Here is a 13,898-nt window from a genome sequence, read left to right as displayed (position 1 = left end):
ACGGAGACACCACCATGCCACTTCATTCCACGCGGGTTTCACGCCGCCATGCCCTCGCGGGTCTGGGCGCGGGCGCCCTCGGCGCCTGGTGGCCGTCGCTGGTCTGGGCGCAGGGCGACAAGGCGGTGAAGTTCATCCTGCCGGTCAGCGCAGGCTCGGGCGTGGACGCCATCGTCCGGGGCGCCGGGCCCGCGCTGGGCAAGGCGCTGAACGTAGCCGTGGTGGTGGAAAACCAGCCGGGCGCGGGCGGCGTCGTGGGCACCCAGGCCATCGTCAAGGCGGCGCCGGACGGCAGCACGCTGGGCGTGGTGTCGAACAACCACGTGATCTACCCGAGCGTGCTGCGCTCGGTGCCGTTCGACCCGGTGGCGGACATCACGCCGATCACCATCATCGCCAACTCGCCCATGGTGCTGGTGGTCAACCCCAAACTGCCGGCCAAGGACATGAAGGAACTGGTGGCGCTGCTCAAGGCCAACCCCGGCAAGTACAACTACGCATCGTCCGGCAACGGCACGATCCTGCACCTGGCGGCCGAGATGTTCAAAGGCGTGACGGGCACCCACGTCACCCACATTCCGTACCGCGGCACCGGTCCGATGATGGCCGACATCATCAGCGGCCAGATCGAGATGGGCGTGATCGCCATGCCGGCGGTGCATTCGCACATCAAGAGCGGCGCCTTGCGTGCGATCTGCGTGGCGTCGCCCAAGCGTTCCAGCGGCGCGCCCGACGTGCCCACGGCCGCCGAACAGGGCTTTCCGGCGTACGTGGTCGAAGGCTGGTCGGCCGCGGTGGGCCTCAAGGGCCTGTCGCCCGACCTGGTGAAACGCCTGCACCAGGGTTTTGCCACCGCTTTCGCCAGCCCCGAGGTGCGCGAAGCCATGGACAAGCAGGGCAACACCATCGTGCTGAGCACGCCCGAGCAGGCCCAGGCGCATTTCAAGAGCGAGCTGGCCAAGTACGCCGCCATCGTCAAGCGTGCAGGCATCACGCCCCAGTGAAACGGGCCTTGGCGCGACCGGCGGCAGGTCAGACGACCACAGAAAAACTAGGGTAATTCCCGATCGGTTCGGGGCGGTCAGGATCGACTGCGCCCCGTAGAATCATTAACCGACCGAGCGGTCAGGTTTTGATTCGATCACCTGTCCGAACCCTTGCTCTTGAACCCATTCCGGGGAGACTTTCCATGCAATTGAAGAAGATGGCACTGGCCTGCGTGGCCGTGTTGGGCATGTCTACGGCCGCCTGGGCCGACATCAACATTGGTGTGACGTTGTCGGCCACCGGGCCCGCCGCCTCGCTGGGCATCCCCGAGAAGAACACGATCTCGCTGCTGCCCACGTCCATCGGCGGCCAGAAGGTGAACTACATCGTGCTGGACGATGCGTCCGACACCACCGCCGCGGTGACCAACACGCGCAAGCTGATCTCCGAGCGCAACGTCGACGTGATCATCGGCTCGTCCACCACGCCGGCTTCGCTGGCCATGATCGACGCCGTGGCCGAAGCCAAGACGCCCATGATCACGCTGGGCGCCTCGGCCGCCATCATCGAGCCGCAGGACGCCAAGAAGAAGTGGGTCTTCAAGACGCCGCAGAACGACATCATGATGGCGCTGGCCATCGCCGAGCACATGGCGGCCAACGGCGTGAAGACGGCGGCGTACATCGGCTTCTCCGACGCCTACGGCGAAGGCTGGGCCAAGGAATTTGCCAAGGCGCTTGAACTGAAGAAGATCAAGCTGGTCGCCAACGAGCGCTTCTCGCGCACCGACACGGCGGTCACCGGCCAGGTGTTGAAGATCATGGCCACCAAGCCCGATGCGGTGCTGGTCGGCGGCTCCGGCACACCTGCGGCCCTGCCCCAGAAGACGCTGAAAGAGCGCGGCTACGCCGGCCAGTACTACCAGACCCACGGTGTGGCCAACGCCGACTTCCTGCGCGTGGGCGGCAAGGACGTGGAAGGTACGCTGCTGCCCGCCGGCCCGGTGCTGGTGGCCGACCAGTTGCCTGCCACCAACCCGGTGCGCAAGGCTGCGCTGGAATACATCAAGGCCTACGAAGGCGCCTACGGCAAGGGCAGCGTCAGCACCTTTGGCGGCCACGCCTGGGACGCCGGCCAGGTTTTGAAGGCCGCCATTCCGGTGGCGCTGAAAGCCGGTCAGCCGGGCACGCCGCAGTTTCGCTCGGCGCTGCGCGATGCCATGGAAGGCGTGAAGGAAGTGGCCGGCGCCCATGGCATCTTCACCATGTCGCCCAGCGACCACCTGGGCCTGGACCAGCGCGCCCGTGTGATGGTGACGATTCAAAACGGCCAGTGGAAATACATCGGCACCAAGTGATTTGGGCATCCGTGGCGGCCCGATCCCCGTGAAATGCGGGCGCTGGGGCCTCCTCTGGTGCAAAAAACACCTTGTCACACCGGCTTCAGGCCGGTGTTGATGTTTTATAGTGCAATTTATGATTTATAGTGCACGTCGTTACTGACGACGCCGCCCGACCGGTGTAGCTCACATGGACTTACAAATCGCCCTGATGCTGGTGCAGGATGGCATCGTCAACGGTGCCATCTACGCGCTGATGGCGCTGGCGCTGGTGCTGGTGTTCTCCGTCACCCGCGTCATCTTCATTCCGCAGGGCGAATTTGTCGCCTACGCCGCACTGGCCATGGCAGCGCTGCAGACGGGCAAATCGCCCGCGCTGCTGTGGATGTTGCTGGTCATGGCTGCGCTGTGCATCGTCGTCGAGGCGGTGCGGCAGGCGCGCGGCGTCGAGGTGGACTGGAAAAGCACCTTGTTCTGGGCGGTGCTGCTGCCCGCGCTGGCGGCGCTGATGCTGCTGGTGGTCAAGCCGCAATCGATGTTGCTGCAGGTGCTGGCCGTGCTGCTGCTGGTTACGCCGATGGGGCCGCTGGTCTACCGTCTGGCCTACCGGCCGCTGGCGGATGCGACGGTGCTGATCCTGCTGATCGTCTCCGTGGCGCTGCACCTGGCGCTGGTGGGTGTGGGCCTCTTCCTGTTCGGCGCCGAAGGCTCGCGCACCGCGCCCTTTTCGGAGGCGCGCTGGGACGTGGCGGGCTTGTCGATCTCTGGCCAGTCCGTGGTGATCGTGGCGACCACGATCGTGCTGGTGCTGGCGATGTTCTTCTTCTTCGAGCGCACCATCATCGGCAAGGCACTGCGCGCTACCGCCATCAACCGCGTGGGCGCGCGCTTGATGGGCATCCCCACGGCGCTGTCGGGTGACCTCAGCTTCGCGCTGGCGGCGCTCATCGGCGCCATCTCCGGCCTGCTGATCGCGCCCGTGACCACGATCTACTACGACACCGGCTTCCTGATCGGCCTGAAGGGCTTCGTCGCGGCCATCGTGGGCGGTCTGTCCAGCTACCCGCTGGCGCTGGCAGGGGCGCTGCTGGTGGGCCAGCTGGAGTCGTTCGCTTCTTTCTGGGCCAGCGCATTCAAGGAAGTGCTGGTCTTTACCCTGATCATTCCGGTGCTCTGGTGGCGCTCGATGAATACGCACCACGTGGAGGACGAGGAATGAAAAAACAGTACCTTGTCCTGGGCTTCATCGCCCTGCTGGCGATCGCGTGGCCCTTCCTGCCGCCGTTCACCGTCACGCTGTTCTCGTACATCGGCCTCTACGCGATGGTGGCGCTCGGGCTGGTCATGCTGACCGGCGTCGGAGGCATGACCTCGTTCGGCCAGGCCGCCTTCGTCGGTCTGGGTGCCTACGCCACGGCCTGGATCTGCACCTCGCCGACCGCGGCGCAATGGCTGTCCTTCCTGCCGGCCGGCGTGTACCCGTGGGTGGGCCTGGTGCTGGGGCTGATCGTCACCGCGCTGGTCGCCTGGGGCCTGGGTGCGGTCACGCTGCGCCTGTCGGGCCACTACCTGCCGCTGGGCACCATCGCCTGGGGCCTGAGCCTGTACTACGTGTTCGGCAACCTCGACTGGCTGGGCGGTTTCACCGGCATCAGCAGCATTCCGCCGATCACGATCTTCGGCTTCTCGCTGGCTTCGCCGCGCCTGTTGGGCATCGTGATCTGGGCCGTGCTGCTGCTGGCGATCTGGGCGCTCGACAATCTGCTGGATTCGCGTGAAGGCCGCGCCATCCGCGCGCTCAAGAGCGGCCGCCTGATGGCCGAATCCATGGGCATCGACACCGCGCAGCAGCGCATCAAGGTGTTCGTGCTGGCGGCGCTGCTGGCGGCCGTGTCCGGCTGGCTGTACGCGCACATGCAGCGCTTCGTCAACCCGACGCCCTTCAACCTGAACATCGGCATCGAATACCTGTTCATGGCCGTGGTCGGTGGCTCGGGCTACCTGTGGGGCGCCGTGCTGGGCGCCACGCTGATCACGCTGCTGAAGGAGCAGTTGCAGGACTGGCTGCCGCGCCTGCTGGGCAGCAGCGGCAACTTCGAGATCGTGGTGTTCGGCCTGCTGATGCTGCTGGTGCTGCAGCGCGCTTCCGATGGTTTGTGGCCGATCCTCGCCGGCTGGGTCAACCGTGTGCTGAAGATCGCCCCGCCCAAGCGCGAAATCGCGACCAGCAGTGCGGCCACCCTGGACCAGCGCCAGCTGCCGCCGGCGGGCGAAGAGGTGCTGAAGGCCCAGAACGTGACCAAGCGCTTCGCTGGTCTGGTCGCCAACAACGCCGTCAACATGGATGTGCGCGCGGGCGAGGTGCACGCGCTCATCGGCCCCAACGGCGCCGGCAAGAGCACGTTCTTCAACATGATCTCCGGCGTGGACGACCCGACCGAAGGCCAGGTCAGCCTGATGGGCCAGACCATGCAGGGCAAGCCCTCGCGCGCCTTTGCCGCGCTGGGCCTGGGCCGCACCTTCCAGCACGTGCGCCTGCTGGGCGACCGCAGCGTGCTCGACAACGTGGCCCTGGGCGCGCACCGCCGCGGCCACAAGGGCTGGGTCGCTTCCATGCTGCGCGCCGACCGCGCCGAAGAAGCCGCCGTGCTGTCCGAAGCCATGCGCCAGATCGAGCGCTGCGGCCTCGGCGCCGTGGCGCACACGCCCGCCGCCTCGTTGCCGCTGGGCCAGCAACGCATCGTCGAGATCGCCCGCGCCTTGGCGGGCCAACCGGCGGTGCTGCTGCTGGACGAGCCGGCCGCCGGTCTGCGCCACCTGGAAAAGCAGGGCCTGGCCAAGCTGCTGACGCAGTTGCGCGCTGAAGGCCTGGCCATTCTGGTGGTCGAGCACGACATGGAATTCGTGATGAACCTGGCCGACCGCATCACCGTGCTGGAGTTCGGCACCGTGATCGCCCACGGCACGCCTGCGCAGGTGCAGGCCGACCCGCGCGTCATCGCGGCCTACCTGGGGGGAGACCTGGCATGAGCGCGCCACTGTTGAAGCTGCCGAACTTCTCGGTCTACTACGGTCCGGTTCAGGCCATCCATGGCATTGAGCTGCACGTCAATGAAGGCGAGATCGTCACCGTGATCGGCCCGAACGGCGCTGGCAAGACCACGCTGCTGAACGCCATCATGGGCCTGCTGCCCTCGCGCGGCGGGCTGGAGCTGGCCGGCAACGCCATCCCCCGTCCCACAGTCGAAGCCATGGTGCGCCACGGCGTGGCCCTGGTGCCTGAAAAGCGCGAGCTGTTCGGCGAAATGTCGGTCGAGGACAACCTGCTGCTGGGCGGCTTTGCCCGCTGGCGGCGCGGCCAGCGCGACCAGGTCGCGCGCATGAAGGAAATTTTCGCGATCTTCCCGCGCATGGAAGAGCGCCGCGCGCAGATGGCGTCGACGCTGTCGGGGGGCGAGCGCCAGATGCTCGCCATCGGCCGCGCGCTGATGAGTCGCCCGCGCCTGTTGATGCTGGACGAGCCCTCGCTCGGCCTGGCGCCGCTGATCGTGCGCGAGGTGCTGAACACCGTGTCGGCGCTGCGTAGCACGGGCGTGTCGGTGCTGCTGGTCGAACAGAACGCGCGCGCCGCGCTGAACGTGGCCGACCGCGGCTATGTGCTGGAGATGGGCGAAGTGGCGGTGCAGGGCGCGGCCAACGACCTGATCCACGACCAGCGCGTGATCGACACCTACCTGGGCGTCGGCGGCGCCCGCGCCGCGGCGACCACCTGAGCCCGACATCGTCGGTGTAGGGTGCTATCAAAAAACTAGCTGTTTGCGCAGATGGTTGTAGGGCTGAAGCCTGTTTTCATTCTAAATCGGCTGCCGTTATCCTAGGGGTGCTGGCTTGACGGCCGTTTTCGTTCCACCCTGTTTTACCGAGGTAAGCACGTGACCCAACTTCAAAGCTACATCGCCGGCCGCTGGATCGGCCAGCAACCTGCACAAACCCTGCGCAGCGCCATCGACGGCACGGTCGTCGCCCACACACACGCCGAAACGCCCGACTTCGCCGAGGCGCTGCACTACGCGCGCACCGTCGGTGTGCCGGCGATGCTGAAGACCGACTTCCAGCAGCGCGCCGGCATGCTCAAGGCGCTGGCCAAGTACCTGGGCGAACACAAGGAGGCGATGTACGAGCTGTCCTTCCACACCGGCGCCACCCGCACCGATGGCTGGGTCGACATCGAAGGCGGCACCGGCACGCTGTTCGCCTACGCCAGCATGGCCAAGGAACTGCCCAAGTCCGGCAACCTGTGGCACGAAGGCCCGCAGATGCCGCTGGGCAAGACCGGCGCCTTCGCCGGCACGCACGTGCTGGTGCCGCGCGGTGGCGTGGCGGTGCACATCAACGCCTTCAACTTCCCGGTCTGGGGGCTGCTGGAGAAATTCGCGCCCACCTTCCTGGCGGGGATGCCGACCATCGGCAAGCCGGCCAGCGCCACCAGTTTCCTGACCGAGAAGATGGTGCGCCTGGTCAACGAGTCGGGCATCCTGCCCGAGGGCGCACTGCAGCTCATCATCGGCGGCACGGGCGACCTGCTCGACCGCGTCGAAGAGCAGGACGTCGTCACCTTCACCGGCTCGGCGGACACCGCGGCCAAGCTGCGCGCCACCGCCAACATCGTCAACCGGAGCATTCCGTTCAACGCCGAGGCCGATTCGCTCAACTGCGCCGTGCTGGCGCCCGACGTCACCCCGGACGACGAGGAATTCGACCTCTACGTCAAGGAAATCGCGCGCGAGATGACGCAGAAGGCCGGCCAGAAGTGCACCGCCATCCGCCGTGCGCTGGTGCCCGCCGACCGCATTGACGCCGTCGCCGCCAAGCTGAAGGAACGCCTGGCCAAGACCACCGTGGGCGACCCGCGCCTGGAGAACGTGCGCATGGGCGCGCTGGCCAGCAAGTCGCAGCAGGCCGACGTGGCCGACCGCGTGGCCACGCTCAGCCAGGGCGCTGAAGTGGTGTTCGGCGGCGGCGAAGGCTTTGCCGCGGTGGGCGAGGGCGTGGGCGAAGGCGCCTTCTTCCAGCCCACGCTGCTGCTGGCCAAAAACGCTGCCAATCACGCCGCGCACGACGTCGAGGCCTTCGGCCCCGTCAGCACGCTGATGGCCTACGGCGATCTGGACGAGGCGCTGGCCCTGGCCGCGCGCGGCAAGGGCAGCCTGGCCGGCACGCTGGTCACCAAGGACGCAGCCACCGCCGTCAAAGCCATCACCGCCATGGCCGCCACGCACGGCCGCCTGCAGGTGCTGGACCGCGCCGCCGCGCCGGAATCGACCGGCCACGGCTCGGCCCTGCCGTACCTCAAGCACGGCGGCCCCGGCCGCGCCGGTGGCGGCGAAGAGCTGGGCGGCCTGCGCGCCGTCAAGCACCTGATGCAGCGTGCCGCCGTGCAGGGCTCGCCCGCCATGCTGGCCGCGGTGACCGGTGAGAGCGCCGCCGGTTGAGCGGCGAGATGCTCTGTTTTTAATAGCTGGCTGCGCAGATGGGGCGCGCGCCAGCGGTCGATTTGGCCTGAAGCTTCCGCGAGCGGGCCGCAGCCGAGGATACCGATTCAGCGCTTGCGCCTCGCCGTGCGCGCGGGGACGGTAGACCGTCGATCTGCCGCCACGCCGTTGCGCCAGGTTTTGGCCGTGCTGGCACCGCCCTTCCGGTCGGTGCACTGAATCTGGCGCAGCACTGTCGCGCTGTGGCGCGAACAGCTGAACCTGCGGACCGACGCCCGACTGCGCGCGGCGCACAAGCGGTACTCAGGTTAGGACAATGGTGCCGTGACCCGCAGTTTGCTCTGATAACCATAGCTTCCTGCGCAAGAGCAGCTGGGCTATAGAACGCGTTGGATACCCCAATTTTCCAAGGGTCAGGGGGCCCAGAAGCCAGCTCGCCGGACTGCGCGTACTAGTACCTGATATCCACACCGAATTTGATCTTCGTCAAGTTTTGTGATGTCCGACCGGGGCAGTCGGACATCCTTGACTTGGTTCAAAGACGGCGAAATGCGATTTTTCTACGCTTCCCGTGTTCTTTTTCACACGAGCGAGGAATCGGCCCATGAGCACGCAACCGTCGGGCGGCTTCACCAAGGAGATGGCACGCAACATCTTCTACGGTGGGTCGCTGTTTTTCATTCTGGTCTTTGTCGGCCTGGTGTTTCACACCGAGACCACGCTGCCCGAGCGCAGCAACGAGGCGGCGATGACCGACGCGGTCGTGCGCGGCAAGAAGGTGTGGGAGACCAACCAGTGCATCGGTTGCCACTCGCTGCTGGGTGAAGGCGCCTACTTCGCGCCCGAGCTGGGCAATGTCTACAAGCGCCGTGGCGGCGATGCCTCGGGCGGCGCGTTCATCAAGGCCTGGATGAAAGCCCAGCCGACCGGTGCGCCTGGTCGCCGCCAGATGCCCCAGTTCCACCTGAGCGAGCAGCAGCTTGACGATTTGGTGGAGTTCCTGAAGTGGTCGGGCGGCATCAACACCGAAAACTGGCCTCCCAACATCGAGGGCTGAGCGCCGAGGAAAGAGCCATCATGTCTACCAACCCTGTTCTCAAATTCAAGTCGCAGGCGGTCGCCAAGCCGTATTTCATTGCGGCCATCGGCCTGTTCGTCGGCCAGATCCTGTTCGGCCTGATCATGGGCCTGCAGTACATCTGGGGCGACTTCCTGTTCCCGGCGATCCCCTTCAACGTGGCGCGGATGGTGCACACCAACCTGCTGATCGTGTGGCTGCTGTTCGGCTTCATGGGCGCGGCCTACTACATGGTGCCCGAGGAGGCCGAGACCGAGCTGTATTCGCCCAAGCTGGCGCTGATCATGTTCTGGATCTTCCTGGTGGCTGGCGCCGCGACCGTGCTGGGCTACCTGATGGTGCCCTACGCCACGCTGGCGGAGATGACGGGCAACGACCTGCTGGCCACCATGGGACGCGAGTTCCTGGAACAGCCCCTGCCGACCAAGGTGGGCATCGTCATCGTGGCGCTGGCCATGCTGTTCAACGTCAGCATGACCTACCTGAAAGGCCGCAAGACGACCATCACCACGGTGCTGCTGATCGGTCTGTGGGGCCTGGCGCTGCTGTTCCTGTTCGCCTTCGTCAACCCGCATAACCTGGTGCGCGACAAGATGTACTGGTGGTGGGTGGTGCACCTGTGGGTGGAAGGCGTGTGGGAGTTGATCCTCGCCGCGCTGCTGGCCTACGTGCTGATCAAGACGACCGGCGTGGACCGCGAGGTGGTCGACAAGTGGGTCTACGTGATCATCGCCTTCGCCCTGTTCACCGGCATCCTGGGCACGGCACACCACTACTACTTTATCGGGCTGCCGGGCTACTGGCATCTGGTGGGCAACATCTTCTCGTCGCTGGAGCCGATTCCGTTCTTTCTGATGACGATGTTCGCATTCCGCATGGTTCAAAAGCGCCGGCGCGACCATGCCAACCAGGCGGCGGTGCTGTGGGCCGTGGGCTGCGCGGTGATGGGCTTTCTGGGCGCCGGTGTCTGGGGCTTCATGCACACCCTGAGCTTCGTCAACTACTACACGCACGGCACGCAGCTGACGGCGTCGCATGGGCATCTGGCCTTTTACGGCGCTTACGTGCTGGTCGTGATCGCGCTGATCAGCTACGCCATGCCCACGCTGCGCGGCCGCATCGCCAACTCCACCCGCGCGCAGTCGGTCGAGATGTGGTCCTTCTGGGTCATGAGCATCGGCATGGGCGTGATGGTGCTGGCCATGACTGGCGCCGGCATCCTGCAGGTCTGGCTGCAACGCATGCCGACGTCGGGTGCGCTGCCCTTCATGGCGGCGCAGGAGCAGATGATGTTCTTCTACTGGCTGCGCCTGTGGGGCGGTGTGGTTTTCTTCCTCGGCTTGGTCATGTACGTCTGGAGCTTCTTCATCGGCGGTGCGCCGGCCGAAGAAGTGCTGGGCAGCCGCCGCGGCGGCCTGATGCCCAGCCCTGCCCAGCGCCGACTGAAGCACGACTGAGGTGGGGCAGGCCATGTACCACGACGACGGCCTGAGCTCCGGCGCGCCCGCGGCGGCGCCCGAAGTGCCGTTCTATGCCGAGCAGGCCGGCGAATGCCGCCTGTTCGAGCACGCTTTCCAGCAGCGCCTGCCCTTGTTGCTGAAGGGCCCTACCGGTTGCGGCAAGACGCGCTTTGTCGAGCACATGGCCGCGCGCCTGGGCCGTCCGCTGATCACCGTCAGCTGCCACGACGACCTGACCGCCGCCGACCTGGTGGGCCGCTACCTCATCGGCGACGGCAACACGGTCTGGAACGATGGGCCGCTGGCGCGCGCGGTGCGCAGCGGCGCCATCTGCTACCTCGACGAGGTGGTTGAAGCGCGCAAGGACACCACGGTCGTGCTGCACCCGCTGGCCGACGACCGGCGCGTGCTCCCGATAGAGCGCACGGGCGAGTTGCTGCAGGCGCCGCCCGGCTTCATGCTGGTGGTCTCCTACAACCCTGGCTACCAGAACCTGCTGAAAAACTTGAAACCCAGCACGCGCCAGCGCTTCGTGGCGCTGGCTTTCGACTACCCGGTGGCCGAGGTGGAGCGGCGCATCGTGATGGCCGAATCGGGCGCGGACGAACGTCTGGCCATGCGCCTGGTCAAGCTGGCGAGCGCGCTGCGCCACCTGACCGACCAGGATCTGGAAGAAACCGTCAGCACGCGCCTGCTGGTGGTGGCCGCGCGCCTGGTGGTGTCCGGCCTGCCGGAAACCGTGGCCTGCCGCACCGCCATCGTCGACGCGCTGACCGACGACACCGACACCGCCGAGGCCTTGAACGACGTCGTGCTGGCCGTGCTGGGCGACGACTGAAGGGCGGGACGCAGCGATGGAAGAGTGGGTTGGCGAACGCTGGCACCGGCTGATCACCCGTGCGGCCGACGCCAGCCATACCGACGCCGCCGTCACGCTGGAGCAGGTCACGCGCAGCGTGCAGCTGCTGTTTCGCGCCGGTGGGGGCGATGCGCTGGTGCGGGTCGTGCCGGCCACCGCGCGCCGCATCGGCGGCCCGCGCGGCTGGCTGCAGCGGTTGGCAGGCTCGGGCGTGCGGGGCACGGTCAGCGCGCTGGACGCCGAAACGCTCGCCCTGCCGCCCGTGCTGGCCACCTTCACCGAGCGAGCGCTGAACCGCGACCTCTATCTGTGGCTCGCGGCGCTTGGCGCTTGCCACACCAACACCTCGGCCGGCTGGATCGCCGACAACCTGGCGGCGACGGAGCGCGCATTGCAGACCTTTCCTGGCCTGCGCACGCGCCACGCGCGGCTGCTGGCCGCCCACCTGGCGCAGCGCCCGCCATTGGCGCGGCTGCGCGGCCCGGCGCGCGCGGCCGAGCAGGCGGTGCAGGCTGCGCTGCAAGGCCAAGTCCCGGCCGGCGATGCGGCAGGTCGCCTGCAACCGACCGACGCCGCCCACGTATGGCTGTGGCTGCAGGCGCACGAGGCCAGCCCCTCCGGCGAAGCCATCACCCCAGACATGCTGGCGGCCCCGCCGGTCGACCGGCCGCGCGACCCGAACGCCAAGACGCAGGAGGACACCAAGCGCCGCCGCGCCGAGCGCACGGAAGACACCAGCAACAAGAACGGCTTGGTGATGTTCTTTCGGGCCGAGTCGATCCTCAGCTGGAGCGAGTTCGTGCGCGTCAACCGCACCGATGACGACGAGGACCAGCAGAACGCCAGCCAGGTTGCCGACGACATGGAGCAGCTGTCCATCGCACAGCGCGGCGAAACGCTGGCCGCGCGCGTCAAGTTCGACCTGGACCTGCCCAGCGCCAGCGCCGACGACCTGCCTGTGGGCGAGGGCGAGCCGCTGCCGGAATGGGACTTCAAGCAGCAGCGCCTGGTACCGGACCGCTGCCGTGCGCAGCGCATGCGGCACCGGCCACCAGAGCAGAGTGCTATCGAACAAGGAGCCGTCAGCGCCCTGCCAGAGGCCATGACAAGGCTGAAGAGCACTTCACGCCAAGTGCGGCGCCGGTTTGAAGCCCTGCGCGCCGCGCCGCGCTGGCAGCACGGGCTGACCCAGGGCGATGAGCTGGATCTGGACGCCTGGGTGCGCCACCAGGTTCAGCGCCGCGACACGCGCCAGCCGCACGGTGAATCGCCCGCGGTGTATTCACGCCGGGTCAAGTCCGAGCGCAGCCTGTCCACGTTGATGCTGGCCGACCTGTCGCTGTCAACCGACGCCTACGCCACGCAGGAAGCGCGCGTGATCGACCTGGTGCGCGACAGCCTGCTGGTGTTCGGCGACGCGCTCGATGCGGCGGGCGACCCTTTCGAGATGCTGGGCTTCTCGTCGGTGCGGCGGGCGATCCGGATGCTGGAGCTCAAGCGCTTTGGCGAAGCCTGGAACGACGCCACGCGCGAACGCGTGCTGGGCATTCGCCCGGGCTTCTACACCCGCATGGGCGCGGCCATCCGCTACGGCACGCAGCGCCTGGCCGAGCGGGGCGAGCGCCAGCGCCTGCTGCTGATCCTGTCCGATGGCAAACCCAACGACCTCGACCACTACGAAGGCCGCCACGGCCTGGAAGACACGCGCCACGCCGTACACGCCGCGCGCCAGGCGGGGTTGACACCGTTCTGTGTGACGATCGACCGCGAGGCCAACGCCTACCTGCCGCGCCTGTTCGGCGCGCAGGGCTACGCGCTGGTGCACCGGGCCGACCAGTTGCCCGGCGCGCTGACGCAGGTTTACCTGCGGCTCACGATAGCGGCGCGCTGACCGACGTGCCAGAGGGCAGGGTTACACTTTCAGGTTACCTGGCGCGCATCCCGCGTGGCGGGGCGAACCTTCAGCGCCAGCGCTGTGCCCACTGTGGATCTCGATAAGTTCAACATTCCGCGCTACCTCGGCACCTTGCCGCTGTTCTCGCACATGAGCGAGCAGGAGCGTGCTCGTCTGGCCGCCGGTTCGCAGTTGCGGCGTCTGGAGCGCGGCAAGCTCATCTTCCGCGCGGGCGATCCGTGCGAGGAATTCCACGTCACCGTGGTGGGGCAGGTCAAGCTGTTCGCCCTGTCGCCCACGGGCGTGGAGAAGGTGATCGAGTTGTGCGGCCCTGGCCACAGTTTTGCCGAGGCCGTGATGTTCATGGGCGTGCCGTACGTGGTGTCCGCCCAGACCCTGGCCGATACGCTGCTGCTGACCATCACCAAGAGCACGGTGCTGCAGGAAATCGCGGCCAACCCCGACTTCTCGCTGCGCATGCTGGCCGGGCTGTCGCGGCGCCTGCATGGGCTGATCAAGGACGTGCAGGGATACGCGCTGCACAGCGGCGTGCAGCGCGTCATTGGCTACCTGCTGGGCGACCGCCTGAACGAGACCGAGGTGGCCTCCGAGGCCATCACCGTCACCCTGCCGGTCAGCAAGGCGGCGATCGCCTCGCGCCTGTCGCTCACGCCGGAATATTTTTCGCGCGTGCTGCACGAGCTGGAATCGGCCGGGCTGATTCATGTGGACAAGCGCGATATCCACATTGCCGATACGGGCAGACTGGCCGAATACCAGCCGCGCTGA

The 13,898-nt window shown here is 67.0% G+C and carries 11 protein-coding genes; all 11 read left to right on the top strand.

Annotated features, from left to right (window positions below; translation table 11 throughout):
- Positions 1-14: 14 nt before the first annotated feature.
- Positions 15-1,004, top strand: a complete 990-nt coding sequence (locus tag FVQ98_RS07385; protein ID WP_147912799.1) for a Bug family tripartite tricarboxylate transporter substrate binding protein — start codon at positions 15-17, stop codon at positions 1,002-1,004.
- A 185-nt stretch (positions 1,005-1,189) separates the two neighbouring features.
- Entirely contained in the window at positions 1,190-2,344 is a 1,155-nt protein-coding gene (locus FVQ98_RS07380) for an ABC transporter substrate-binding protein (protein ID WP_147912798.1), read from the top strand.
- A 172-nt stretch (positions 2,345-2,516) separates the two neighbouring features.
- Positions 2,517-3,545: a branched-chain amino acid ABC transporter permease gene (locus FVQ98_RS07375; RefSeq protein WP_147912797.1), complete on the top strand. Its 1,029-nt coding sequence runs from the start codon at positions 2,517-2,519 to the stop codon at positions 3,543-3,545.
- Positions 3,542-5,356: a branched-chain amino acid ABC transporter ATP-binding protein/permease gene (locus FVQ98_RS07370; protein WP_147912796.1), complete on the top strand. Its 1,815-nt coding sequence runs from the start codon at positions 3,542-3,544 to the stop codon at positions 5,354-5,356. The genes FVQ98_RS07375 and FVQ98_RS07370 overlap by 4 nt, the downstream gene beginning before the upstream one ends.
- The gene (locus FVQ98_RS07365) at positions 5,353-6,099 is read left to right on the top strand and encodes an ABC transporter ATP-binding protein (protein ID WP_147912795.1); all 747 of its coding nucleotides are present in this window, start codon (positions 5,353-5,355) and stop codon (positions 6,097-6,099) included. Before FVQ98_RS07370 ends, FVQ98_RS07365 begins: the two co-directional genes overlap by 4 nt.
- A 159-nt stretch (positions 6,100-6,258) precedes the next feature.
- Positions 6,259-7,818: a phenylacetic acid degradation bifunctional protein PaaZ gene (gene paaZ / locus FVQ98_RS07360; protein ID WP_147912794.1), complete on the top strand. Its 1,560-nt coding sequence runs from the start codon at positions 6,259-6,261 to the stop codon at positions 7,816-7,818.
- Positions 7,819-8,422: 604 nt separating this feature from the next.
- Positions 8,423-8,875 carry a c-type cytochrome gene (locus tag FVQ98_RS07355; protein ID WP_147912793.1) on the top strand — a complete coding sequence of 151 codons (453 nt, stop codon included), beginning with the start codon at positions 8,423-8,425 and terminating at the stop codon, positions 8,873-8,875.
- Positions 8,876-8,895: 20 nt separating this feature from the next.
- A complete protein-coding gene (locus FVQ98_RS07350) occupies positions 8,896-10,353 on the top strand; it encodes a cbb3-type cytochrome c oxidase subunit I (protein WP_147912792.1) in 1,458 nt (485 codons plus the stop codon).
- Between the two features lie 13 nt (positions 10,354-10,366).
- Positions 10,367-11,194: a CbbQ/NirQ/NorQ/GpvN family protein gene (locus FVQ98_RS07345; protein WP_147912791.1), complete on the top strand. Its 828-nt coding sequence runs from the start codon at positions 10,367-10,369 to the stop codon at positions 11,192-11,194.
- Between the two features lie 16 nt (positions 11,195-11,210).
- On the top strand, positions 11,211-13,106 hold the full coding sequence (locus FVQ98_RS07340; RefSeq protein WP_147912790.1) for a nitric oxide reductase activation protein NorD: 1,896 nt from the start codon (positions 11,211-11,213) through the stop codon (positions 13,104-13,106).
- A 93-nt stretch (positions 13,107-13,199) separates the two neighbouring features.
- Positions 13,200-13,898: a Crp/Fnr family transcriptional regulator gene (locus tag FVQ98_RS07335; protein ID WP_147912789.1), complete on the top strand. Its 699-nt coding sequence runs from the start codon at positions 13,200-13,202 to the stop codon at positions 13,896-13,898.

Source organism: Ottowia flava (assembly GCF_008017535.1).
Lineage (GTDB): Bacteria > Pseudomonadota > Gammaproteobacteria > Burkholderiales > Burkholderiaceae_C > Ottowia > Ottowia flava.
The sequence above is the reverse complement of the archived record's forward strand: the minus strand, read 5'-3'. Positions and strand labels throughout refer to the sequence as shown.